Genomic DNA, 25,307 nt, shown 5'->3' with positions numbered 1-25,307 from the left:
CTATTTTAAAGGGAATGTGATGGCAACGCCGCTGGAGAGATGGGTAGATGAAGTATCGAAGCTCACAAAGCCCGACAGAGTATACTGGTGCGACGGCTCCGAGGAAGAGGCGCACCGCCTTATCGAGATCGGCATCAAGGAAGAGAAGATAGAAGGCAGCCCGGTCTTCAAAGAGTTAAATCACAAAACTTTCCCCAATAGTTATTATCACCGCAGCCATCCTACAGATGTCGCTCGCACCGAGCATCTCACTTTCGTATGCCATCCCGACAAGCAAACGGCCGGCCCGAATAACAATTGGATGGACCCGAAAGAGGCGAAGGAGAAGATGGCAAAGCTCTCCGACGGATGCATGAAGGGCCGCACTATGTACGTGCTTCCATACATGATGGGCCATCCGCAGTCGCCATACGCCAAAGCCTGTATTCAGTTAACGGATGTTTCGTATGTCGCGGTGAGCATGCGCATCATGACGCGCATGTCCAGGTATTCTATCGCCAAGATCGGCAACAGCGCCGATTTTGTAAAAGGCATACACTCGGTCGGTGATTTCGATTCGAACAAACGGTTTGTCATGCATTTTCCGGACGAGCACCTGGTATGGTCGATCGGCTCCGGATACGGCGGCAACGCGCTTCTCGGCAAGAAATGTTTCAGCCTGCGAATAGCGTCATGGCTCGGCAAGAAGGAAGGATGGCTGGCCGAGCATATGGTCATCGTGGGGATACAGGATCCCGCCGGCAATATCACTTACATCACAGCCGCGCTGCCGAGCGCCTGCGGCAAGACGAACCTGGCGATGCTGGAGTCCGCGTTGCCCGGCTATAAAATCTGGACGCTCGGCGATGATATCGCGTGGCTCAACGTCGGATCCGACGGCAGGCTCTGGGCGATCAACCCGGAGACCGGGTTTTTCGGCGTGGCGCCTGGCACATCGATGAAGACCAATCCCAACATGATGCGCACCCTCTTAAAAGGGACATTCTACCCGACGCTCTTCACGAATACCGCTTTGAACGCCGATACGAACGAACCATGGTGGGAAGGTATAGATGGCACCCCTCCGGTAAATCTTATAGACTGGCTGGGTAATAAGTATGACCCGGCCTCGGGCCAAAAGGCCGCGCATCCGAACTCACGTTTTACCGTTTCCGTTTCACAGTGCCCGAGCCTTTCAAGGGAGTTCGAGAACCCGCGGGGAGTGCCGATCTCGGCCATCCTTTTCGGGGGCCGGCGCACCCATATGATGCCGCTGGTTGTAGAGTCGAAGAATTGGCAGCATGGGGTATTTTCCGGCGCTCTTATGGGTTCCGAGACGACGGCGGCCGCCACGCATGCGGAGGGAGTTCTCAGGAGAGATCCGATGGCCATGCTCCCGTTCTGCGGCTACAATATGGGTGACTATTTCGGCCATTGGCTCGACATTGGCAAGAGAATGACCCGTCCCCCAAAGATATTTTCTATTAACTGGTTCAGGACCGACGGTCAGGGCAAATTCATATGGCCGGGTTTCGGAGATAATATCCGTGTGCTGAAGTGGATCATTGAAAGGACTAATGATAAAATAGGTGCCAGAGAAACGCCGATTGGATATCTGCCGAATGTCAATGACCTTGATTTGAAAGGGCTCTCGATATCGAAGGAGAATCTCGAGCGCCTCTTCGCGGTCAAATTCGATGAATGGCAAAAAGAGTCAGAGGACGCCGAAGCTTTTTTCAATAAGTTTGACGGCCGTATACCGAAGGAACTGATAGAAGAGCTGCATAGCCTGAAGGCGAAGCTAAAAGGCAGGTAGAGGTTATTTACATCGCAAAATTCGGAGGTAGAATATGGATTGGGGCATGAAGAACAGGCTCTCGAGGCTGATAAAGCCGAAGACTGGAAACGCGGTATGGCTTGCGATAGACCACGGATATTTTCTGGGGCCCGTATCGAAGCTGGAGGAGCCGGCAAAGACGATAAAGCCGCTTATTCCTTACACAGACGCTCTGATGTTGACGCGGGGCGTCCTCAGAAACTGCATTGACGCCGGCCTGGATATACCTTTTCTTCTCAGGGTCTCCGGAGGCAATTCAATAGCCGGGCCCGCGTTATCGAATGAGTCTATACAGACGTCAATGGAGGACGCGCTCAGGTTGAATGCCTCGGCGGTGGCTTTCTCCATATATGTAGGGACGGAACACGAGAACCAGACTCTGACGTGTCTGAGCCAGCTTGTAAATGAGGGCCAGAGATACGGCATGCCGGTCCTGGCGGTTACGGCGGTCGGTAAAGAGCTCGAAAAGAGAGACGCCCGTTACCTGAGCCTGTGTTGTCGGATCGCCGCCGAGCTCGGCGCACAGGTCGTGAAGACATATTATTGCGAAGATTTTGAGAAGGTGGTGCGATCTTGCCCGGTGCCTATAGTCGTCGCCGGCGGGCCGAAGCTCGAAACCAGCATGGATGTGCTTAACCTTGCTTATGAGGCTATACGCTCAGGCGCCCATGGCGTGGATATGGGCCGTAATATATGGCAGTCGAATAACGCGGTCGGAATGATAAAAGCCATCCGTTCGATCGTCCACGAAGGCTCCTCGGTCAAAGAAGCCGCCAAGATCCTCAAGGCGAAGTAGCCCGAAGGATATTTTTTGCAGATTTTCATTGCAATTTGCCCGGCAGTGCCGTATAATCCTTTATAACTAATTTTAAGGAGGAGGAGAAATGGGCAGGAAGAGTTTAGTTTGTTTAACTGTGGCTATTTTAGCCGCATTTATTATTTCCGGATGCGGAACGTCCCAGAAGAAAGTACAAACGGAAGTTACGGGAATCAAGACCAGAGTTGAGACTCTTGAGTCGAGAGTAGAGGGTGTTGAGTCAAAACAGGCTGAGGTTGAACGCCTGGCCGCCGAACAGGCCCAGGCTCTTGACGAACTCAAAACTACCGGCGCACAGGCTAAGACCAATATCAGCGTGAAGACGAGAGAAGGTTCGCGCTCCGAAAAGATGAGAGATATCCAGCAGGCCCTTAAGAACGCCGGTTACTATAATGGTAAAATCGACGGAGTGAAAGGCAAGAGCACTAGAAAGGCCATAAAAGAGTTCCAGAAGGCCAATGGGCTCAAAGCCGACGGTGTGGTAGGCCGAAAGACATGGGATATGCTGAGTAAGCATCTTTCGGATGCCTCCGCGAATACAGCCCCGGCCGCAGCCCCGGATTCCGTAAGCGGCGACGAGGGAGTAAAATAATAGAAGAGTTAAATCGAGATTTTTCATAAAAGGGGCGCGCCCTCAATAACATAAGGGTTCGCCCCTTTTACATTCCAGGAGGGACTTAATGATGAATGAGATAGTTGAGATACTGGAGCGTGACGCGCGCGCCACTCCCGCGGATATAGCGAAGATGCTTGGGATGACGCCTAAGGCCGTGGCCCTGGCCATAAAGAAGATGGAGAAGGATGGGATCATACTTAAATATAAAACTATAATAAATAGGGAGTTATCAAAAGAGGAAAATAGCGATGTGCGCGCTTTGATCGAAGTAAAACTCACGCCGCAGAAGAATGTCGGATTCGATCATCTGGCTGAACGCATATACCAGTTTCCCGAGGTCACCAGCTGCTATTTGATGTCCGGCACCTATGACCTGCTGGTCGTCGTCGAAGGCAAGAACATACATACGGTCTCGGGCTTTGTCAGCGAGAAGCTGTCTCCGATGGAAGGCGTGAGGGGGACGGTCACCCATTTCATATTGAAGAAATATAAAGAAGACGGAGATATCTTAAAACAGCCGGAGAGGTCCAAGCGTCCCGCGATAAGCTTGTAAGAAAATAATGAAAACAGCGAAAATAGTCGACCAGATACCGCCTTCGGGCATACGGGTATTCTTTGATCTCGTCCTTGGGATGAAAGATGTCATATCGCTCGGCGTGGGAGAGCCCGATTTTGTGACTCCCTGGAACGTAAGGGAGAGAGCCATCTACGCTATAGAGGAGGGCTACACCTCTTACACGTCCAACAAAGGCCTTATCGACCTTCGCCGCGAGGTGTCGAAATTTTTAAAGCACAGATACGGTCTTGACTATGATCCCGAAGAGGAGATACTCATAACGGTGGGTGTCAGCGAGGCTTTCGATCTTTCGTTGAGAGCCATTATTGACAGAGATGACAAGATCCTGATACCTGAGCCGGCGTATGTCTCCTATGCGCCGATCACTACGCTTTGCGGCGGTAGGCCTATTTCGATAAATACGAGCCCGGATGGAAATTTCAAGATCACGCCTAAAGACATAACGAAACTCTGTGATAATAGGACTAAAGCGATGATATTGAACTATCCCAATAATCCCACAGGCGCTTCTTATTCCAGGAAAGAACTTAAAGCCATATCCGAGGTGGTGTTGAAACGCGATCTCATAATGATAAGCGATGAGATATATTGCGACCTCACTTACGATTTCGAGCACACGCCTTTCGCGACGCTTCCAAAGATGAGAGAGCGCACCATATATCTGAACGGATTCTCGAAATCATACGCGATGACAGGATGGAGGGTCGGATATGCCTGCGGCCCCGCCAACCTGATCGCGGCGATGACTAAGATACATCAGTACACAATGCTCTGCGCCTCGATCATTTCACAGATGGCGGCGCTGGAGGCCCTTAAATACGGGGAGAGGTCTGTCCAGGAGATGAAGCGCGAATATAAGCGAAGGAGAGAGTTCGTCATCTCCCGCCTGAACGAGATAGGATTGCCATGCCACCGTCCGGAAGGAGCGTTCTATGCTTTCCCGTCGATAAAAAAGACAGGTCTCTCATCCTTGGAGTTTTCGAAAAGACTTCTGAGTAAAGAGAAAGTGGCGGTTGTGCCGGGCACGGCATTCGGATCTCTCGGCGAAGGATATCTGAGAATATCTTACGCGTCCAATATGGATAGGCTCAAAGAAGCGCTCTCGCGGATCGAACGTTTCATGAAGACGCTTAAGAAGAGGGGAGGATAAATTATGATAAAACGTTTATCCGTCTTTGTCGCTTTAGGTCTTCTTCTATTATTTGCCGTATCGATAGCATCGGCTGACGAAAAACCCGATGTTATTAAGCTCAGAAAAGATCTGGAGATCTCCAGGGATATGACGGTGAAGGACGTGATCGTGATCGATGGCAATCTTACTGTGCTCGGGCGAGTGGAGGGCAATATCGTCGTTGTCGGAGGCGTTATGACGCTGAAGAGCGGGTCGTATGTCGGCGGCAGCGCTGTGGTGGTCGGAGAGATATCGAAGGACCCTGCCGCGCAGGTTCTCGGCAAGATCACTCAAGTTTATATGCCGCATTTTATTCCGTCCGTCATCGATTTTTTTAAAGGAGGATGGATGGCCTTCTGGGCGACCATAAGTCTCCTGGCGCTCCTCGGATTTCTAGGGCTTTCGGTCCTTGTGATAGCGCTCGTTCCCGAACATATGAGCGCGATAGTGCTTTCTATCGAGCGTTCGTTCCTGGGCATGTTCTTATGGGGCGTCTTATGGACGATGCTTATCGTCCCCATAGCCGTGCTGCTGGCTATAAGCATAGTGGGCATAGTATTAATACCTCTTGAAGTGCTTCTGGTGGCGCTGGCCCTGTTAATAGGGTACATTGCGTCGGCGATATTTATCGGCAATAAGATATTTTTAACGATAAATAAGCCGGCCATATCTTTTCTTAGCGCAATTCTCGGCATGGTGGTCTTATTTTTAATAGGATTCGTACCGATAGCCGGCGCCATAGTAAAATCGGTATTTCTGATAGCCGGTTTCGGCGCCGTAGTCACATCGAAGCTCGGAACGGTAAGAGATATAACTTGACAAAGAACCGCATGGCGGTATAATCACATTAAAGAAAGGAGCAGGGGATGAATAAAAAGTTTTTGGCGGTATTTTTGGTTGCAATAATAGTACTACCGATCGCTTTATTCGGGTGCAAAGGCAAGGTTGAGAAGCCTGCCGAGGAAGCTAAGTTAGAGACGACCGAGACGACGACACCATTGCCTCCGGAGGGTATGATGAGCGCGCAGCAGGCCGCGCAGAATGTGATAGTAGAGCCGGCACAAAGCCTGGCGTCCGAGCCGATTCCTGCTACGGCAGCTCTTCCCGAGGTTGCGGAGAAATCCGCCGCCACGGTTACAAAGGTAGCGCAGGACAGGAATAAGGATATACAGAAGGCCCTTAAGGCGGCGGGTTTCTATACCGGAATAATCGACGGTAAAATAGGCCCGAGGACCAAAAAGGCCATAATAGATTTCCAGAAGGCCAATGGCTTGAAGGCAGACGGTAAATGCGGCCCGAAGACGCTGGCGGCTCTTGATAAATATTTGGTGAAGCAATAGCGCGATTTTTACGGAGGTAATGACGAAATGAAAGCTCTTAAGGTGGTCGGGTTATGCGGTATGGCGCTTTCTCTGGCGGGTTTATTGATAGGTTGCGGAGTGCCCAGGGATAAATATGAGGCATTACAAAACGAGAAGATAATCCTCGAAGAGAAGGTGGCCGTCATGATGAAGGCTAAAGACGCTCTGAAGAACGAGTATGACGCGCTCTTGAATGAAAAGATGGACCAGGCGACTAAACTCGAAACAGCTATTAACGAAAAGGCCGCGCTCAAGGCCGAATACGATAAGCTTCTCGACGAAAAAATATCCCTTAAGGCATCTTACGATAAGCTTTTGGCTGAGTCCAGGGCCGCGCAGGGAAGTCCGGCTACACAGGAGAGCCCGGCCAAACAGTAAAGGGGCTTTCACGCGGTTACCTTACAGCTATTATATGACCGAATCATCGAGGGGCACGTTTTCGTAAAAAGAGCGTGCCCCTTATATTATAGGGGCTGACAGATGCTGAACGGTAAAAAGATAGTGGTCGTGATGCCCGCTTATAACGCCGAGAAGACACTGAAGCGGACATACGATGAGATCCCGAAAGATATAGTAGACGATATAATGCTCATCGACGATAAGTCCGGCGATAATACGGTGGGCCTCGCGCATTCGCTCGGGATCAAAGTCTTTGTTCACGATAAAAATCTCGGTTACGGCGGCAACCAGAAGACCTGTTACAGCCAGGCCCTTAAGGCCGGAGCCGATGTAGTGGTCATGCTGCATCCGGATTACCAATATCCTCCCAAACTCATAACGCCGATGGCGGCGCTTATAACCAGCGGCATGTTCGATGTTGTGCTGGGCTCAAGGATATTAGGTAATAGGGCCATTAAAGGCGGGATGCCGGTATATAAATATATCGCGAACAGGATCCTGACGTTCCTGGAGAATAACATGATAATGGAGAAACTCTCCGAATATCATACCGGATATCGGGCTTTTTCGCGCGAAGTGCTCGCCGGCCTGCCTTTACTCGAGAATTCAGACGATTTTGTTTTTGATAACCAGATGCTGCTGCAGGCATTCTATTTTGGATACCGCGTGGGAGAGATAACATGCCCCGCGAGCTATACAAAGGAATCCTCATCCATTAATTTTTCGAGAAGCGTAATTTATGGCTTTCAGGTGCTTGGGACGGCATGGAAATATATGGTGGGGAAGTGCGGGCTTAAAACCCCGCGTATATTCAGTAAGCTCGGCAACAAGCTCTCTTATTGAACACCTTGCGCTTGACTTTTAACGGTATATTTGGTATAAGTGCGTATAGAAGGTGTTCTAACCAAAAAGGCCGATGTCAGGGACATCGGCAGTTGGCTTGCGATACGGCTTAATAAACTAGGCCGATATCAGAGATATCGGCACTTAGCCTACAATAGGGCTGAATAAACTAGGAGGATCGGATTATGAAATTGTCTCACCTTAAGGTTTACCTTACTGTCTGCATGCTTGTCTCGATGGTCGTGATTCCCGCGTTTTCTCAAGATGCCGGCAACGCACCGGCGCAAGAGGCCCAAGCGGCGCCTGCGCCGATTACCGATGTCACGCCTCAGACAAAAGAGATAGCTATATATGGAGAGGTCCAGGCCGTTGACGCGTCGGCAAATACGTTGTCGGTCCAGTATTACGATTATGACAGCGATAGTGAAAAGACAGCGGCAATCGCTATTAACCCTGATACAAAATTGGAGAATGCTTCCGCTATCGGAGATATTAAAAAAGGCGATTGGGTCGACGTGACCTATGTCGTAAAAGACGGGAAGAATACGGCAAAGGTAGTGACGGTGGAGAAAGAAGAGACCCCCGCACCCGATGAGGCTTCATCGCAGGCGGCCCTCCCCGCAAATGTACCGCCGGAGCAATAATGCCTAAGAAACGCGAGAAATCGGAAAAGATATCCGGAATCGCAGCCGCGGCAACTCGGCCGGAGAAAACCAGGCCAGCCGATACGTTCGGGCTTGATCAGGGAGCCCTCCCTATGCCGGCGGGGAAGACCGAAGAAACGACAAATCCTCTAAGAATCAGGGAGCGAAAAGAGTTCCGTTTTCCGCACGGCTACGGTGATAACAGGATAGTTATTCTCGTCAGGGACCCATGGTGGATATTTTCTTATTGGGAGATCCGTCGGGATAAAGAGGAAGAAGTGCTGCGCAGGATAGAATCTGCCGGCGACCAGAGGCAAAAGTCGGTCCTGAGAGTTTACGATGTGACCGATATTCATTTCAATGGCAGAAACGCCCATACCTATTTTGATATAGACCTCAACGGTCTGGCCAACAGCTGGTATATCAACGTAGGCAAGCCCGACCGCGCATGGGTCGTAGATATAGGCATCGTTACAAAGAAGGGTGATTTCTATGTGCTCGCCCGCTCCAATGTTATAAAGACGCCCAGGTTCGGTATGTCGGATCAGCTGGATGCCGAATGGATGATGCCGGAAGAGGAATACTGGAAGCTCTTCGCGCTCTCCGGGGGATTCGGCCTTGGTAAAGGATCGATTGAGGTCAGAGAGCAGGTCAGGAGACAACTGGAGGAGCAGATCACCTCAGGCGCTTTGTCCAGCGGAGCCTCGGTCTTCAAGAAACGTTTCGAGAGAAAGTTCTGGCTTGTCGTTAACTGCGAGCTTATTGTATATGGTGCCACAGAACCCGATGCGAAGGTAACTATGCAGGGTAAGCCGATAAAGCTTCGTCCGGACGGCACCTTCTCCGCGAGATTCGCGCTGCCCGATGGCATGCAGACGATCCCTGTGGAGGCGACCTCCAATGATGGGATCGACACCCGCCGTATAACCCCGATAGTCACACGAAAGACAGAATAATATTTTATGGCGAAAGGTTATCTTGCGATAGTATTGCACGCGCACCTTCCTTTTGTACGTCACCCCGAGTTCACCGATTTCCTGGAAGAGGACTGGCTGTTTGAGGCCATTACCGAAACCTATATCCCTCTCATAAAGATGCTGCAGGGCCTGGAAAGGGACGGGATCGGTTACAAGCTCACAATATCGCTCTCTCCTACGCTGATGGCGATGCTGATGGACGGCCATCTGCAGGAGAAGTATCTAAAACACATCGAGAAGCTGATAGAGCTTTCCGAAAAAGAGGTAGAGAGGACCAGGTGGGAGGAGCAGTTTAACAGGCTCGCCCATATGTATCATCAGCTCTTTCTCGACGCGCGTCGTATATTTGTTGATCAGTATGGCCGCAACCTTGTCAATGCCTTCAAGCATTTCCAGGAGACGGGCAATCTGGAAGTCATAACCTGCTGCGCTACGCACGGCTATCTGCCTCTCATGGAAGCAGATAGGGCCGCTTCGGTGAGGGCCCAGGTGAAGACCGCCACGGATATGTATCAGAAGGTGTTTGGCAGAAAGACGGCCGGCATATGGCTTCCCGAGTGTGGATATGTGCCCGGCGATGAAGAGGCGCTGAAGAGGGAGGGTGTAAAATATTTTCTCGTCGATAACCACGGAATATTGTTCGGTACTCCCAGACCGAGGTTTGGAGTATTCAGCGGCTATCTCACAAAGAGCGGCGTGGGTGTGTACGGTAGGGATATCGAATCGTCGAAGTCCGTATGGAGCGCGGTGGAAGGTTATCCGGGCGATTATAATTACAGGGAATTCTACAGGGATATAGGTTTCGATCTCGACTACAATTACATAAGGCCCTATATAAACGCTGACGGAGTCAGGATAAACACCGGCATTAAGTACTACAAGATCACCGGCACCACAAACCATAAGCATCCTTACAATCCCGACGCGGCACGCGATACAGCATCCTCTCACGCCGCCAATTTCATGTTTAACCGCGAGAAACAGATAGAACATCTGGTGCATTCCATGGGCGACAGGAAGCCGATAGTGGTCGCGCCTTATGACGCGGAGCTATACGGCCACTGGTGGTATGAGGGCCCTATGTGGCTCGATTTCCTTATCAGGAAGATACGGTATGACCAGAATACGGTGGCGCTTACCACTCCCGGAGAATATATGAAGATGTATAAGAGTTATCAGGTGCTGCAGCCGGCATTCTCCAGCTGGGGATATAAAGGTTACAGCGAATTTTGGCTTGAGGGTTCCAATGACTGGATATACAGGCATCTTAACAAGATGGTTGAGCGTATGGTCGAAATCGCGAATGCCAACAGGCACGCTAAGGGTCTGGCCGCAAGAGCCCTGAACCAGATGGCTAGAGAGCTTCTCCTGGCGCAGTCGAGCGATTGGGCGTTTATCATAAAGACGGGTTCGCACTCCTCGTATGCCGTTGAGCGCTTCAGGGGCCATGCCGAGAATTTTACCAATCTATATGACGATGTGAAATCAGGCTCCCTCGATGAAGAGTATTTAAAGCGCCTCGAGTGGAAGAATAATATATTTCCGAATGTGGACTATACGGTTTATTGCACTTAGAATATATCAGGGCCGGCAATGAGCATTAATAAGACCTTAGGGGTCGCGTTCCTTTGGCACATGCATCAGCCCTTCTATAAGGACCCCCTTACCGATAAATACCTTATGCCGTGGGTCAGGCTTCACGGCATCAAAGATTACTTTCCGATGGCCCGGCTCGTCGAGAATTTTGACGATATCAAGGTGACATTCAATCTTGTCCCATCGCTTATAGAACAGATAAACGACTATGTGCAAAACGACGTCTCGGACACATATCTCGACCTGACCATAAAGAAGGCGAGCCTCCTCACATTTGAAGACAAAGTATATATCCTGAACAATTTCTTCAAGGTCAACTTCAAACAGTTTATCGAACCAAATCAGAGATACTCCGAACTTTTAATAAAAAAGGGAGTCAAGCCTCTCACCGGAACGATCCTTAAGAGGATGGTAAGGACATTTTCAAAACAAGACTTCCTGGACCTGCAGGTGCTCTTTAATCTGGCATGGTTCCATTCCATATCTATCGATGACGATATGCAGCTTAATGATCTCATTAGGAAAGGCCGGGACTATACCGAGAGCGATAAAGAATATGTAACGGTGAAGCAGAAAGAGATAATGGCCCAGATCCTGCCGCTATATAAAAGATTACAGGACGAAGGCCGCATAGAGATCACGACCACGCCTTTCTATCATCCGATATTGCCGCTCATATGCGATACTTCGGTCGCGAAAGTTTCGCTTCCTCATAACCCTCTTCCGAAGAAGTATTCGCACCCGGAAGACGCCGAATGGCAGGTGGAAGAAGCGATAAAATATCACACGGAACAGTTTGGCGCTCCTCCCCGAGGTATGTGGCCGTCCGAAGGCAGCGTGTCGGACCAGATGCTGAATATCCTTATAAAAAAAGGCATAGACTGGGTGGCTACCGACGAGGATATACTCTTTAAAAGCCTCTCTATGTATGATAAAAAATGTAAGGGATTATCAGGATTTGATCGCCGGATGATATACCGTCCGTATAATTACAAGGTCGGCTCGCGCAATATCGCGATGATCTTCAGGGACAAGAACCTCTCCGATATGATAAGTTTCAACTATAACTCATGGAACCAGGATGAGGCGGCCTGGGACCTGATAAACCACTGCAACAATATAGGCCACGAGATGCGCCGCGATACCGACAGGGGGTTGTTGACCATAGTTATGGACGGTGAGAACGCATGGGAGTATTTTGATGACAATGGCAGGCTGTTCTTTGAGACGCTCTATGCCAACCTTGATAAACAGGAACTGGTCGGGTCTACTACAGTGAGCGGTTTCCTGGATATAGAAAGCCCTAAGAGGTCAATCAATAAGATATTTCCCGGATCGTGGATAAACCATAACTTTGATGTCTGGATAGGGCAGGAACAGGATAATCTGTCGTGGGACTACCTTAATAAAGTGAGAAGGGATCTTATGAAATTCACAAAAGAGGCTGAAAATAACTCCAAATTGGACGGCGCCAGTATAGTGGATGCCTGGCGCGAGCTGTATATAGCCGAAGGAAGCGACTGGAACTGGTGGTACGCCGGTAAGGCCCATGCCGGCAATGACAATCCGTTCGATAAACTGTATAGGACCCATCTGAAGAATATATATAAGCTTCTGAAAAAACCCATCCCGGATTTTTTGAAAATTTCTATTGCATAAGGGCCGCTGAATAGGTATAATAACCTCGACAAATTATATGAAAGGGGGGAACAGATCATGGCAAAAACGACTTTCAAGCTCGGGAAGTCTTCCAATCCGACGATGTCGAAGGAAGATATAAGTTCGCTGATAGCGAAAAAAGCCTATGAGCTTTACGAGAAGAGAGGCCGCAAGAGCGGTCATTCGTTAGAGGACTGGCTGGAGGCAGAGAGAATCATAAAGGGGAAGCTCTCCAGATAATCTGACGGGGATCTTAACAGTTTTACAAAATTTAGTAAGGCCGGACTATAAAAGCCCGGCCTTATTGTTTTATAAATACCAATTTCCTTGTCTTTATGTCGCTATATGATATAATTTGATATAATTATTATATAAAGGGCCCTGATATGCGGTTATTTCTTCTGTCATTTATACCTATATTCGTCGCGATGGACGCTCTCGGTATACTTCCGATGTATATCGGGTTTACCGAGCACCTGAAGAATAAAGACAAGCGGAATATCATCAATCAGTCCATTATAACCGCGTTCGCGATAGGTATAGTATTTCTGTTTTTAGGCAAGTGGATATTCATGATACTCGGGGTCATGGTATTCGATTTTAAGATCGCCGGCGGGCTTGTTCTCCTGGCCATAGCGCTCCGCGACCTACTCCAGCATGAGAAATTTCGCCGGCTGTCAACGGATACCATGGGCGCGGTCCCGATAGGCACCCCTTTAATTACCGGCCCGGCGGTGCTTACCACGATGGTTATCATGCTCGACTCGTACGGTATGCTCTTTACCATTTCATCTTTTGTTGTGAACCTGATCATAGTGTGGATCGTATTTACCTATGCCTCCGCTATATCAAAAGTCCTGGGGAAAGCTGGTTCCAAGGCCGTGTCAAAGATCGCGCATCTTTTACTTGCCGCGATAGCGGTGATGATGATGCGCAAAGGTATCCTGGATGCTATACTGTATTTCTCTTCCCAAAAAACCGGTTAAATAATGAATGACGTTACGCTGACATCGGCATTCATCATAGGCCTGCTGCATGTGCTTGAACCATGCGAAGACAAGGCTGTCGCGAGTATTTATGCGACAATAATAGGCAGGAACACGAGAAAAATAGTATTTCTTGTGATGTTATACGGCTTTGGGATGATGATAGCGGATACGACGCTCGGAGTGATAGCGGGATACGTAGGCTCCCAGTACCTTGCCAGGTTTTCGAAGCAGCTGGAGATAGTGTCTGCTTCATTCACCGTAGCGTTCGGCCTGTTGGTCTTCAGCCATACGCATAAGCTTGAATCGCACTGCTATGCCAAAGGTTTAAACGCCGCTAAAGGTGATCTTTCAATGCTCGTATTCGGGATAATAAGAGGGCTGCCCCCGTGCCCGATAGAGATGGCAATACTCGTTATGGCCGCGTCGACGAAGAGCGCGCTTGCCGGCGGGCTTCTTGTGGCGTCATTCAGTTTTGGGACGATGATATCGCTTCTGCCGTTCGCTTTCGCGATAGGCGGCATATTGACATTCGTAAAACACAAGTTCGGCGAGAAAGTCGAGCATCTCATGCCCAAAGTAAGCGGAATAGTAATATCGCTGATAGGATTGGTAATGCTTGTCCAGGCGATATTCGATAAGGGGACTAAATGATCTGGATAATAAAAGGCGGGCCGGTTATGATACCGATAATATTCGGCTCGATACTCGGCCTTGCGATAATAATATATAAGCTCTGGCAGCTGTTTGCGATCAGGATGGACGCCGGAAAGTTCACGGAGGATGTTATCGCTAAAGTCCGCGCCGGACGTTTCGATGACGCGGCTAGATTCTGTTCGGACAATATACGGTATCCGTTAGCCGTTACCCTGAAGGCCGGCATCGAAAAGAGGGGCCTCGCCTCCCATGAGATCGAGAAAACGCTTGAAAGGGCTGGGAATGCTCAGGTGAACGGCCTCGAAAAATATATAGGCGGGCTGATATCGATAATAGGGATTGAGCCGCTTCTCGGATTTCTGGGCACGATAACGGGCCTCATAAAAGCGTTCGTGAGCTGGGAGAAGGCCGGCTCCAACATAACCGTATCCCAGCTGGCCGCGGGCATATATGAAGCTATGATAACGACGGCGGCCGGGCTCATCATAGCCGTGCCGTTTTACCTCATATGCAATTTCATAATCTCAAGAATAAAATATATCTCATACGAGCTGAGTGATTCCTCGATGCGGCTGGTTGAGGCGATCGCCGAAGCGAAGCGCCCGACATGATCGCGATAAAAGGCAAAAAAGATTATCTTGTAGCGCTCGAGTCCGTCGCGATGACGGACATTGTTATGAATATGTTCATCTTTTTCTTTATCTCCTTCAGCCTGATCTACACGTTCAATCCCGTAAAGATGTCGAAAATAGAGGTGAAACTGCCGAAAGCATCCACCGCAGTAGCGCTGGAGGGATTCGAAAAGGTCATGCTCACTATCACTAAAGATGGTGATTATTTTATAAATGAAGATAAGGTTAAAGATTCCGATATTAAATCGGCTCTTGAGGCAAAATTGAAAGAGAATAACAGCATTGGCGTTGTTTTGAAGGTGGACGGTTCTGCCAGGTTCAATAATGTGGTAAAGGCGCTTGATGTGATAAATGAGCTGAATATACAGAAAGTCAGTGTAGCGGCAGTCAAGAATTAGGTAATATATGATAAATGACCTGAACGAAGCGAAGATACGGGCCGCGGAGATGTTCGTGAATTTTTCAGACCTTCTGAAAAAGGATGTCACGGCATTTGACGGCTCATACATAGGCAGAGTGTGGGACATCAGCTCAAAGATTGGGGAGATCTACCCTAAAGCCGAAGAGCTTATAGTATATAGAGGTACGGTGAACCGGCTCTATGGGTGCATACCATGGGCAAATATAGGATCGGTGGCGAAAGAGATAACGCTCAGCGTAAAAAAAGATGATGTGAAATTCTCGCCGGAGATAAAAGATTACGAGTTCCTGTTAAAGCGCGATATTCTGGACCAGCAAGTGGTCGATACGTTTAACCATAAGGTGCGCCGCGTCAATGATATTCACCTCCTGAAGGTTGAGCATGATCTGGTAATAGCGCATGTCGATATAGGTGTTAGGGGGTTATTTAGAAGGCTGGGTTGGGACAGGCTTATAGATTTTTTTGTGAAACTGGCGAATAAAAACTCCAGATATCTTAAGGAGACAGACTTGATCTCCTGGAAATACGTGCAGCCGGTATCGATAAATCCCGCCAGCATGACCATGAAGCTGTCCGTGTCGGAAAAGCAGATCCTCTCTATACCGGCGGTCGATCTCGGAGATATAATATTCGACCTTAACCCGAACCAGAGGATGGCGCTTTTCAGAATGCTCGATGTCAGGACCAAGGCGAAGATATTTGAAAATCTTGAATTTGAAGAGCAGAATATCATGCTTAAAGAACTCGATAAAAAAGAAGCGGCCCAGATAGTGAGCAATATGTCCACCGATGAGGCTACGGATATGTTGGAGCGGTTGTCTCCCAGGATTGTGAATAATCTATTGCCTCTAGTCGAATCGTCGCGCGCCAAGAAACTCTCGACCCTATTGGGTTATTCCGGCGATTCTGCGGGCGGCCTGATGACGACAGAATTTGTATCTCTTCCGGAGACTACGCCGGTCGAGAGCGCCATTGAACACATAAGGGTGAATACAAAAGATTACGATACGGTGCCGTACATATATATTGTAGACGAGAAGAACCACTTGAAAGGCGTCACAACTATCAGAAGGCTCTTATTTGCCGACCCAAAGGATCAAATCTCGAAAACGGCTTTTCAGCAGACTCTCCATGTATATCTGAATAACAGCGCAAAAGAGATAGCGTATTTTATGGACAAGTACAAGGTATCGGCTATACCTGTGATAGATGAAAATAAGATTATGCACGGCATTATTACGATCGATGATATATTGAGCCAGGTCATATCTATAGCATGGCGAAAACGGCCTGCCAAACCAAAAGGGTTATGAAGTGAACGGTAACGGAAAACTGATCAAGCGAAGTTTTTGGCAAAATATGGCGCTATTCGCCGCCATACTGGGCCCCGGCATAATAACGGGCAGTGTCGATAACGACGCCGGCGGTATAACGACATATTCGGTTGCGGGTGCCATGTATGGGTATAATCTTCTATGGACACTGATACCGTCGTTCATAGCGTTGATGGTCGTGCAGGAGATGAACGCCAGGATGGGTATTGTCACAGGAAAGGGCCTGGCCGACCTGATAAGAGAAAACTTCGGGGTCAAGATCACATTTTTTATATTCGTAGGCCTGATAATTGCCGATATAGGAAATACGGCTACGGAGTTTGCCGGCGTGGCAGGCAGCATGATGGTATTCGGCGTGAGCAAATATATCTCCGTTCCTTTAGTCGCGATAGGAGTGTGGATACTTGTAGTTAAGGGAAATTATAAGATATCCGAAAGAATATTTTTATTCTTCAGTTTCTGCCTCTTATCATATATCATATCCGCCGTTCTTGCTAAGCCGAATTGGGGGCAGATAGCCACAAGCTTTGCGAGGCCCACCGTAAGCTTCAATAAGGAATATTTAAGTCTGGTACTGGGCGTGATAGGCACGACGATAGCTCCATGGATGCAATTTTATATGCAGTCCGCCGTCATGGAGAAAGGCCTCAAGATAGAGGAATACAAATTTGTCGTATGGGATGTCATAATAGGCTGTACCGCCACTGTGGTTGTGGCATTTTTTATAATAGTCGCTTGCGCCGCCACGCTGCATGTGAACGGCGTGGTGATAAATGAGGCAAAGGACGCCGCTATTTCGCTTAAACCTTTTGCCGGGGCGTTCGCTTCGGAGTTATTCGCGTTCGGGCTCTTTGTGGCGTCGGTCTTTTCGGCGACCATCCTTCCGCTCGCTACCGCATTCTATGTCTGCGAAGCATTCGGTTTCGAAGCAGGCATAAATAAGAGCCTGAAGGAAGCACCGCAATTCTATACTCTTTTCGCTTTTATCATAGTGATCTCATGCCTGATCATATTGATGCCCAACGCGCCGCTTATAGCTATCACAATATGGTCGCAGGTATTAAACGCGATGTTATTGCCGGTGGTGCTTATATCCATGATACTCATGGTAAATAATAAGAGGCTGATGGGTGAATACACGAACAATAAGTTTCAAAACGTGATTGGGTGGGGAACTACCGTAATACTTATAACGCTTACCGCTTTGCTTCTGATCCCGATGATAGTATCTCCATTGGTTAAATTATTTAAATAAAAGAAAGGTCATTATGAGGATAAGGCATTATCTCGCGACAGGGTTTCTGATAACATTGCCGGTATTCATCACGCTCTATTTCCTTTTCATAATCTTCCGTTTTATAGACGGAATATTCGGTAAGGTGGTTAATTTTTACATAAAACAGTATCTGGGCTTCGCCATACCCGGAGTAGGTATCATAATAAGCATCCTGATAGTCTTCGCCGTGGGCTTTACCGCGGCCAACTTCTTCGGCAAAAGGATAATACGCGCGCTCGAAAGCTGGTTCTTGAAGTTTCCGTTCATTCGCAACATTTACCCCGCGGCAAAGCAGATAGTAGACTCTTTCATCTCGAAGGACAGTCCGGCGTTTAAAAAAGTGGTATTGGTGCAGTATCCGTCGAAAGGGATCTGGTCGGTAGGTTTTATAACGAATGAGAGTTTTAAGGAGGCCAATGATAAGACCGGGCGCGATCTGCTGCATGTATTTATAGCCACCACGCCGAGTCCGTTGACGGGTTTTCTCATACTGGCGCCCAGAGAAGACGTAACGGAGCTGAATATATCCGTCGAAGACGGCGTGAAACTTATTATTTCAGGAGGGATAGTGAAGCCCGCCATGTAAGGCGCAGGGACACTGATAACTATGAAAGCACTCCTGCAAAGTATAATAATACTTTTTCTGCTTATACTGACCGCTGTTACGTCCGCATTAGAGATTTCTATAATATCTATGAGCCGCCTTAGGCTTAGACGGCTGGCATCGGAAGGCTCAAGACGCGCCGCGATCATTCTGAAGATACTGGAGACCCCGGAACGTTTCTTCAGCACGATTCTGGTGTCAAGCAGTGTCGTTGGTACACTGATAGCGGTGCTTATGACCGCCATAGTGATACGTTTCATGGGTGAGGGCGGATGGGAAATAGTGGTCTCTACGGCCGTAGTCGCGTTTCTTATAATAGTATTCGAAGTTACCGCGAAGACTATAGCGGCTAATTATTCCGAAAGAATGTCGCTATTTTTCGCCCGGCCCATGCGGCTATTGATAAGAATATTCTCACCGCTTGTTATCGGCTTCGAGGTGATCATAAATGCTATATTAAAGGCCATAAGAGCTAAAACGCTTTCTAAGGCGTCCCTGGTTACGGATGAAGAGATAAGGGCTATGATAAAGATAGGCCAGGAAGAGGGAAGCCTGCAAAAAGAGAAGTACAGCATGATCACGAAAGTTTTTGCTCTTCATGAAGCCGTGGTCAAGAATGTGATGACGCCGAAGAAAGATATATTTTCGATCAGCGCAAGCTCTAATATCGATGATATATTGAACAAGGTCCTCGAGTCGGGCTACTCAAGGATACCGGTCTACAGCGGCAGCCCGGATAATATATCCGGCATAATCAATATGAAAGACCTGCTGATGCTCTCGTCTAACAAGGATCTTGTTGTTCTTCAGGATATAGTATATCCCCCCACGATCGTCAACGAATCGAAGAAGGTCGTCGAGCTCTTAAAAGAGTTTCAAAAAGGACATACGCATATAGCCATTGTAGTCGACAGCCAGGACAAGGTCCAAGGCATAGTCACTCTAGAAGATCTCGTAGAGGAGATCATCGGCGAGATAGAAGACGAATATGACGTAAGAGTGAATACTTACAAGACCAAACATATAAAATGAAACCTGCACGCGCTTTCACCGGCATAAAGAAAAATGTAGTTGTCCTCAGCGTAACAAGCCTGCTCACAGATATCTCAAGCGAGATGTTATATCCGATAATCCCGATATTCCTCACTTCAGTTCTAGGCGCGCCGATGTCGATACTGGGCCTGATCGAGGGCGCCGCGGAAGCCGTGGCAAGTGTGTTGAAAGCGTTCTCCGGCTACATTTCGGACCTCTTTGAAAAGAGGAAGCCGTTTGTTATATGGGGATATTCTCTATCGGCGCTGGGGAAATTACTGTTCTTTTTGGCATATTCATGGCCTTTTATCTTTCTGGCGAGAGTAGTGGACCGCATAGGCAAGGGGGTTCGTACTTCGCCGAGAGATGCGATGATAGCGGACTCCTGCGAAGCCAAATACAGAGGCAAGGTCTTCGGGTTTCATCGCGCCATGGATACCATCGGTGCGTGTCTCGGCCCCCTGCTCGCGTTCTGGCTTCTCTATGTTTGCAAAGATGACCTGAGATCGATTTTTCTGATAGCTCTTGTGCCGGCTCTCGCCGGCGTGGGCATATTGATATTCTGGCTTAAGGAGGGCCCTCATTCAGCGCATGGTGAAGGTATCCCTTTGAAGATAAATATCAGGAAATTCTCCCCGACATTCTGGAAATTTATTTTTATATCTACCATATTCGCCATAGGAAATTCGAGCGACGCCTTTCTGATAATGCGCGCCAAAGATATCGGGCTGACCACGGGCGTTATAATTCTCGCGTATGTGGTTTATAATATCTCATACTCGGCGCTCTCGCTTCCCGCGGGGGTCATTTCAGACCGTCTTTCTAGGAAGACGGTGATGGTGGCCGGTTATCTGATATTTGCGTTTGTCTATACAGGGTTCGGCGCATACGTTACCAAGGTTACGATCTGGCCGCTATTCTTTATATATGGTTTCTACATAGCCATGACGGACGGTATCAGTAAGGCTTTCGTAGCAGATGTTGTCGGCAAAGAGGTAATGGGCACCGCAATAGGGCTCTATTACTGCATTACAGGATTTGCCGCGTTCTTCGCCAGCCTCATAGCCGGCCTCCTATGGACACATATCGGTTCATCCGCGCCCTTCATCTACGGCGCCGCCATGGCGGTCATCTCATCAGTTGCATTCCTCATATTACTCTAATTCGAGTCCTGTCGTTTTTCGGCCTTCATAGTCTGTCCCTTGCGGGGTGGGTGCATCGCGGGGACGCAAAATTTCCCCTGCGAGGAAATTTCGCTCGGAAAGATCGCTCGCTCTTTTTGGCATACAGGAATACCAGGGCCAAAAATCCGTGCCCGCTCGCGACTTTCGACGCCCCGCTCAACACCCACCCCGCAAGGGACTACTAAGCTGGCCGAAAAATCTCCTGGGGAGCGAAGGATGTTTTCACCATATTATAATTGGATAATAAATATGGTATAATATATGCTATATGGCCCAAGCGAAGCGATACAGAATAGTTTATGAGGATGACCAGCTAATGGTTATCGATAAGCCTTCCGGAATGCTCGTAATCCCCACCCCAAAGAAAGAGACCAATACGCTTACGGACCTGATAAATCAAGAACTGGATGAGCGCGGTATTAAGGTGAATGCTTATCCGTGCCACAGGCTCGACAGAGAGACCTCCGGGCTCATCATCTACGCGAAAGGCAAGGCCATCCAGCAGGCCGTGATGGAAGAATTCCGCAAAAGATCCGTGAAGAAGGTATATATCGCTTTCGTTAACGGCATAGTGAAAAAAAGGTTTGATACTATAACAAGTTGTATCTATAATAGGAATAAGGGCAGGGCCGAAGACGCTGTAACGAAATATACGGTCCTGGAAAAACGGAACGCTTTCACAGTAATCGAAGCCCAGCCGATTACGGGAAGGACCAACCAGATACGGATACATATGAAGTCGATAGGTCATCCGCTTGTGGGCGAGACGGTGTACGCGTTCAGGAAAGATTACAAATTGCGCTTCAAGAGGGCGGCGCTGCACGCTAAACGCATAGAATTTATTCATCCGGCCAGCGGCAGGAAGATGATTTTCGAATCGCCGCTTGCCGCCGATATGGCGAATTTTCTGAAAAGTTCATCATAATAAGAAGAGGAAGAGTGATATGGGATCCGGTTCGCACCTTACAAAAGCAGGTTACGAAAAATTAAGCAAAGAGCTGGAGCATCTTAAGACGGTAAAGCGCCGGGCGCTTTCAAAAGCCATCGGCGAAGCGAGAGCCCATGGAGATATCAGCGAGAACGCTGAATATGACGCGGCGAAAGAGGCTCAAGGGCTGAATGAGAAAAGGATCGCGGAACTTGAAAACAAGCTGGCGACCTCCCAGATAATCGACGAGGAACAGATGGCGTCCGATCAGATACTGGTAGGAGCTACCGTGAAGCTTGTGGATGTCAAATCGGGCCGTGAGATCACATATACCTTGGTGGCCGAAGAAGAGGCGGACTATTCGCAGGGCAAGATATCGGTATCTTCTCCTGTAGGCAGCGGCCTATTAGACCATAAGGAAGGCGACATAGTAGAGATAAAGGTGCCCGCCGGAACTCTAAAATATAAGGTAGCGAAGATATCGAGATGAGCTTAAGCGCGATAAAGATCCTCGAGAAAGATTTTGAGTTATCCGGGGAAGAGATGAGAGATATGATCAAGGATTTTCATCTCGAAATGGATAAAGGCCTATCAGAGCGCTTCAGTTCCCTGAAGATGATCCCCACTTACGCCGATAAACCCACCGGTAAAGAAAAAGGTAAATACATCGCCCTGGATCTCGGCGGCACGAACTTCAGAATCGTGAGCTTGACGCTTAAAGGCCGCGGTATTTCCTCCGGCCATCATGTAATGAAATTTAAGCTTAGAAATAAAGATATAACCTCCACTGGGAAAAAACTCTTCGGGTTCCTCGCAAGGTCGGTTAAAAAATTTATTGAAGAAAACAGGATCAGCCCGTTACAGCATATAGATCTTGGATTTACATTTTCTTTTCCGGTTAGGCAGACCGGTATAGACAGTGGTACGCTTGTCACATGGACCAAAGGTTTCGGCGCAAGCGGAGTCGAAGGCCGCGATGTCGTGGCGCTGCTTAAAAAGTCTTTTGAGGAAGAGGGCATCGGCAATATATCGGTAAGGGCGCTTACCAACGACACTGTGGGCACGCTTGTGGCCAGGAGCTACAGTGACAGAGATTGCGATGTCGGCGTCATAATAGGAACGGGCACAAATGCCTGCTATGTCGAAGCCCTCCATAAGATAAAGAAGCTGGGAGGCGGATGCCGAAATTCGGGCACCATGATAATCAATATTGAGTGGGGTAATTTTAATAAACTGAAAGCAACGCGCTATGATGAGCAATTAGATAAAGAATCGGATAACCCCCGCGCGCAGATGCTGGAGAAGATGGTCTCCGGGATGTATCTGGGTGAAGTGTGCAGGCTTATAATAAAGGGCCTCATATCTAAAAAGATCTTGTTTGAAGGCGCGGCCCCGGCCGGGTTTAATAAAAAGATGTTACTCAAGGGAGAATTTGTGTCGCAGGTTCTGGCAGACAGAACTTCCGATTTGGCCGATACCAAAGTTCTGCTGCGAAGATTGGGTGTTAAAGATCCGTCCTTCGAAGACTTAAAGGTCGTGAGAAGGGCCTGCGAGCTTATCTCTACAAGGGCCGCGCGTATCAGCGCCGCGGCAATAGTTGCGGTAGTTACTAAGATAGATCCGCATGTGATAAGGAAACATACCATCGCTATAGACGGCAGTGTATATGAAAAGCTTCCCGGATTCTCCGAGAAGATAAAAGAAGTTATCGGGGAGCTGTCCGGACGCTCATCCGGAAAGATAAAGATTACGTTGACTAAAGACGGTTCGGGTTACGGCGCGGCCATTATAGCGGCCATTTCCACCGGCAAGATAGGCGCATCAGATGAAGAATAATATATTGAAGATCGATAGCTTAAACCTGCTGAAGCAGATCGAGCTTGTCCTTGGGGCCGCGAGGATAGGCCTCGATGTGATCGATTCGAAGCTCAATATAGTATATATCGACCCCTACTGGCAGAAGACGTTGGGAGACCCCACCGGCAAAAAATGTTACTCTTACTTCATGGGCCGAAAAAAGAGATGTCCGCTGTGCGGCGTCAGAGAGGCGTTCAAGACAAAGAAGAAGATTGTGACCGAAGAGGCGCTCGTCAAAGAGGGTAACAGGCCGATAGAGGTTGTGACGGTACCGTTCAAGAATGAGAAAGGTGAATGGCTCGTCGCCGAAGTCAACATAGATATTTCGGAGCGTAAGCGCATCGATGAGGCGCTGCGCAGAAGCGAAGAGCGTTACAGGGCTCTTACCGAGATGGCCGAAGACCCCATATACGTGGTAGATAAAGCGGAAATCATCACTTATATAAATACCTTCGGCGCGGCATATTTCAATAAGAAGCCGCGCGAGATGATAGGCAAACACCTTCCCGGCCTATTTCCGCCCAAAACAGCGTCACGCCTGACGAGGGATATAGGAAAAGTTTTCAGAACCGGTAAGTCGGTCTTCGCTTTTGGCGAATTCGAATTTCACGGCAGTAAGTTCTGGCTGGATACCCGCTTCAGCCCTATGACCGATAATAAAGGCAAAGTTTTGCATGTAATGGGTATATCCCGTGACATGACCAGCCATAGACGGGCAGAGGAAGTGCTGGAGAGGGATAAGGAGGAGCTTGAGAACCTGGTCAGGATGAGCAGTCAAAAACTTTTAGTCGCCCAGCAGAGGCTCGACAGGGCCAGCAGACTGGCCGATATAGGTACTATCGCCGCCACTATCGCGCACGAGCTTCGAAGCCCGCTGGCGGCTATAGGCATAGCGGCCTATAATATCAGGATGAAGAGCAGGGATCCTCAGCTTAACAGCAATATCCGCAATATAGAGATAAAGGTGCTGGAATCAGACCAGATAATAAAGAATTTGCTCATTTATTCGAGCATAAAATCACCGATACATGAGAACGTAAAAGTGTGCGACCTGTTGAATGAATGCATTGATTTCGCGCAGTCGATATTTCCCGGTTATGATGTCACCATACGCAAAATATTCAAATGTCCGCATGATCTGATGCTAAAAGCGGATCCCGTACAGATGCAGGAGGTATTCAATAATATATTGAATAACTCATACGAGTCATTTAAAAATAAGACGGGTGGCATAGCGGTATCTGCATCGGCGCATAGAAGCGGTCAGCTTAAGATCGTATTTAAAGATGACGGCCCCGGGATAAGGCCCGAGGTGCTTGGCCATATTTATGAGCCTTTTCATAGCACGAAAGCCAACGGTACAGGCTTGGGCCTGCCTGTCTGTAAACAGATAATAAATCTTCATAACGGTAAAATGGATCTCTCAAGCTCGCCGGGCAAAGGGACAATAGCCACTCTTTACCTTCCGTTTATAAAAAATCATTCTATTGTAGAAAAAAAGCAAAAAAAAGGAGGAATGCGACAAAATGACTAAGAAGAAAATATTGATCGTGGATGATGATAAAGAATACCTGGAAGAGTTAAACGAGATGTTGACTACCGCGGGGTATGATGTAACCGCTATAAGCGATGGCTCTGCCGCGATTAAGGCGGCTCAGGTCACATCGCCGAATCTGGTATTAATGGACTTGCGCATGCCGGTTATGAGCGGATTTGAAGTCGCCGACCGCCTTAAGGCCCTTACTCAGACGAGCAAGATACCCGTAATAGCGATAACAGGGTACTATACGATGAAAGAACATGTATGGCTCATGAAATTCTGCGGCATCAGGAGATGCATAAAGAAGCCGGCTAACCCGCTCGATATAATAGCGGAGATAGAGAGCGTTTTAAAAGAGGAAGAGGCTTAAGGGTAATAAA

At 48.5% G+C, this 25,307-nt stretch carries 28 protein-coding genes; all 28 read left to right on the top strand.

Annotated features, from left to right (window positions below; genetic code table 11):
• The first annotated feature begins 19 nt into the window (after positions 1–19).
• The 28 genes from NTY76_03035 to NTY76_02900 all read left to right on the top strand — a co-directional run bounded on the left by NTY76_03035 (position 20) and on the right by NTY76_02900 (position 25,297).
• Positions 20–1,795, top strand: a complete 1,776-nt coding sequence (locus NTY76_03035) for a phosphoenolpyruvate carboxykinase (GTP) (protein MCX5678065.1) — start codon at positions 20–22, stop codon at positions 1,793–1,795.
• A 34-nt stretch (positions 1,796–1,829) separates the two neighbouring features.
• Positions 1,830–2,612: a 3-hydroxy-5-phosphonooxypentane-2,4-dione thiolase gene (gene lsrF / locus NTY76_03030; protein ID MCX5678064.1), complete on the top strand. Its 783-nt coding sequence runs from the start codon at positions 1,830–1,832 to the stop codon at positions 2,610–2,612.
• Positions 2,613–2,700: 88 nt separating this feature from the next.
• Entirely contained in the window at positions 2,701–3,225 is a 525-nt protein-coding gene (locus tag NTY76_03025) for a peptidoglycan-binding domain-containing protein (protein ID MCX5678063.1), read from the top strand.
• Between the two features lie 91 nt (positions 3,226–3,316).
• Positions 3,317–3,802 (top strand): Lrp/AsnC family transcriptional regulator, encoded by a 486-nt coding sequence (locus NTY76_03020; GenBank protein MCX5678062.1) that lies wholly within the window; start codon positions 3,317–3,319, stop codon positions 3,800–3,802.
• Positions 3,803–3,809: 7 nt separating this feature from the next.
• On the top strand, positions 3,810–4,976 hold the full coding sequence (locus NTY76_03015; protein MCX5678061.1) for an aminotransferase class I/II-fold pyridoxal phosphate-dependent enzyme: 1,167 nt from the start codon (positions 3,810–3,812) through the stop codon (positions 4,974–4,976).
• Between the two features lie 3 nt (positions 4,977–4,979).
• On the top strand, positions 4,980–5,816 hold the full coding sequence (locus NTY76_03010; protein MCX5678060.1) for a hypothetical protein: 837 nt from the start codon (positions 4,980–4,982) through the stop codon (positions 5,814–5,816).
• Positions 5,817–5,863: 47 nt separating this feature from the next.
• Positions 5,864–6,337, top strand: coding sequence for a peptidoglycan-binding domain-containing protein (locus tag NTY76_03005; GenBank protein MCX5678059.1), 474 nt, complete (start codon positions 5,864–5,866; stop codon positions 6,335–6,337).
• 27 nt (positions 6,338–6,364) lie between these two features.
• Positions 6,365–6,736, top strand: coding sequence for a hypothetical protein (locus tag NTY76_03000; GenBank protein ID MCX5678058.1), 372 nt, complete (start codon positions 6,365–6,367; stop codon positions 6,734–6,736).
• Positions 6,737–6,838: 102 nt separating this feature from the next.
• Positions 6,839–7,600 carry a glycosyltransferase family 2 protein gene (locus NTY76_02995; GenBank protein MCX5678057.1) on the top strand — a complete coding sequence of 254 codons (762 nt, stop codon included), beginning with the start codon at positions 6,839–6,841 and terminating at the stop codon, positions 7,598–7,600.
• 185 nt (positions 7,601–7,785) lie between these two features.
• Positions 7,786–8,244 carry a DUF5666 domain-containing protein gene (locus NTY76_02990; protein ID MCX5678056.1) on the top strand — a complete coding sequence of 153 codons (459 nt, stop codon included), beginning with the start codon at positions 7,786–7,788 and terminating at the stop codon, positions 8,242–8,244.
• On the top strand, positions 8,244–9,200 hold the full coding sequence (locus NTY76_02985) for a DUF4912 domain-containing protein (GenBank protein MCX5678055.1): 957 nt from the start codon (positions 8,244–8,246) through the stop codon (positions 9,198–9,200). Before NTY76_02990 ends, NTY76_02985 begins: the two co-directional genes overlap by 1 nt.
• Before the next feature lie 6 nt (positions 9,201–9,206).
• Positions 9,207–10,796 (top strand): DUF1957 domain-containing protein, encoded by a 1,590-nt coding sequence (locus NTY76_02980; protein MCX5678054.1) that lies wholly within the window; start codon positions 9,207–9,209, stop codon positions 10,794–10,796.
• Positions 10,797–10,814: 18 nt separating this feature from the next.
• Positions 10,815–12,476, top strand: a complete 1,662-nt coding sequence (locus NTY76_02975; protein ID MCX5678053.1) for a glycoside hydrolase family 57 protein — start codon at positions 10,815–10,817, stop codon at positions 12,474–12,476.
• Between the two features lie 57 nt (positions 12,477–12,533).
• Positions 12,534–12,716 (top strand): DUF2934 domain-containing protein, encoded by a 183-nt coding sequence (locus tag NTY76_02970; protein ID MCX5678052.1) that lies wholly within the window; start codon positions 12,534–12,536, stop codon positions 12,714–12,716.
• 146 nt (positions 12,717–12,862) lie between these two features.
• On the top strand, positions 12,863–13,462 hold the full coding sequence (locus NTY76_02965; GenBank protein ID MCX5678051.1) for a MarC family protein: 600 nt from the start codon (positions 12,863–12,865) through the stop codon (positions 13,460–13,462).
• A 3-nt stretch (positions 13,463–13,465) separates the two neighbouring features.
• A complete protein-coding gene (locus NTY76_02960) occupies positions 13,466–14,116 on the top strand; it encodes a sulfite exporter TauE/SafE family protein (protein MCX5678050.1) in 651 nt (216 codons plus the stop codon).
• On the top strand, positions 14,113–14,730 hold the full coding sequence (locus NTY76_02955) for a MotA/TolQ/ExbB proton channel family protein (protein ID MCX5678049.1): 618 nt from the start codon (positions 14,113–14,115) through the stop codon (positions 14,728–14,730). The genes NTY76_02960 and NTY76_02955 overlap by 4 nt, the downstream gene beginning before the upstream one ends.
• Positions 14,727–15,149 (top strand): biopolymer transporter ExbD, encoded by a 423-nt coding sequence (locus tag NTY76_02950; protein MCX5678048.1) that lies wholly within the window; start codon positions 14,727–14,729, stop codon positions 15,147–15,149. The genes NTY76_02955 and NTY76_02950 overlap by 4 nt, the downstream gene beginning before the upstream one ends.
• 7 nt (positions 15,150–15,156) lie before the next feature.
• On the top strand, positions 15,157–16,485 hold the full coding sequence (locus NTY76_02945) for a CBS domain-containing protein (protein MCX5678047.1): 1,329 nt from the start codon (positions 15,157–15,159) through the stop codon (positions 16,483–16,485).
• A 46-nt stretch (positions 16,486–16,531) separates the two neighbouring features.
• A complete protein-coding gene (locus NTY76_02940) occupies positions 16,532–17,761 on the top strand; it encodes an Nramp family divalent metal transporter (protein ID MCX5678046.1) in 1,230 nt (409 codons plus the stop codon).
• Between the two features lie 13 nt (positions 17,762–17,774).
• Positions 17,775–18,368 (top strand): DUF502 domain-containing protein, encoded by a 594-nt coding sequence (locus NTY76_02935; protein MCX5678045.1) that lies wholly within the window; start codon positions 17,775–17,777, stop codon positions 18,366–18,368.
• 21 nt (positions 18,369–18,389) lie between these two features.
• Entirely contained in the window at positions 18,390–19,418 is a 1,029-nt protein-coding gene (locus tag NTY76_02930; protein ID MCX5678044.1) for a hemolysin family protein, read from the top strand.
• Complete coding sequence (locus tag NTY76_02925; GenBank protein MCX5678043.1) at positions 19,415–20,581, top strand: MFS transporter; 1,167 nt, start codon at positions 19,415–19,417, stop codon at positions 20,579–20,581. The genes NTY76_02930 and NTY76_02925 overlap by 4 nt, the downstream gene beginning before the upstream one ends.
• 289 nt (positions 20,582–20,870) lie before the next feature.
• Positions 20,871–21,527 carry an RluA family pseudouridine synthase gene (locus NTY76_02920; protein MCX5678042.1) on the top strand — a complete coding sequence of 219 codons (657 nt, stop codon included), beginning with the start codon at positions 20,871–20,873 and terminating at the stop codon, positions 21,525–21,527.
• A gap of 19 nt (positions 21,528–21,546) precedes the next feature.
• Positions 21,547–22,020: a transcription elongation factor GreA gene (gene greA, locus NTY76_02915; GenBank protein MCX5678041.1), complete on the top strand. Its 474-nt coding sequence runs from the start codon at positions 21,547–21,549 to the stop codon at positions 22,018–22,020.
• Positions 22,017–23,366: a hypothetical protein gene (locus NTY76_02910; protein MCX5678040.1), complete on the top strand. Its 1,350-nt coding sequence runs from the start codon at positions 22,017–22,019 to the stop codon at positions 23,364–23,366. Before greA ends, NTY76_02910 begins: the two co-directional genes overlap by 4 nt.
• On the top strand, positions 23,356–24,921 hold the full coding sequence (locus NTY76_02905; protein MCX5678039.1) for a PAS domain-containing protein: 1,566 nt from the start codon (positions 23,356–23,358) through the stop codon (positions 24,919–24,921). Before NTY76_02910 ends, NTY76_02905 begins: the two co-directional genes overlap by 11 nt.
• Positions 24,914–25,297 carry a response regulator gene (locus NTY76_02900; protein MCX5678038.1) on the top strand — a complete coding sequence of 128 codons (384 nt, stop codon included), beginning with the start codon at positions 24,914–24,916 and terminating at the stop codon, positions 25,295–25,297. Before NTY76_02905 ends, NTY76_02900 begins: the two co-directional genes overlap by 8 nt.
• The last annotated feature ends 10 nt before the right edge of the window (positions 25,298–25,307 follow it).

This window comes from Candidatus Omnitrophota bacterium, assembly GCA_026387175.1.
In the GTDB taxonomy this organism is placed as follows: domain Bacteria; phylum Omnitrophota; class Gorgyraeia; order 2-01-FULL-45-10; family 2-01-FULL-45-10; genus CAIMPC01.
The sequence above is the reverse complement of the archived record's forward strand: the minus strand, read 5'-3'. Positions and strand labels throughout refer to the sequence as shown.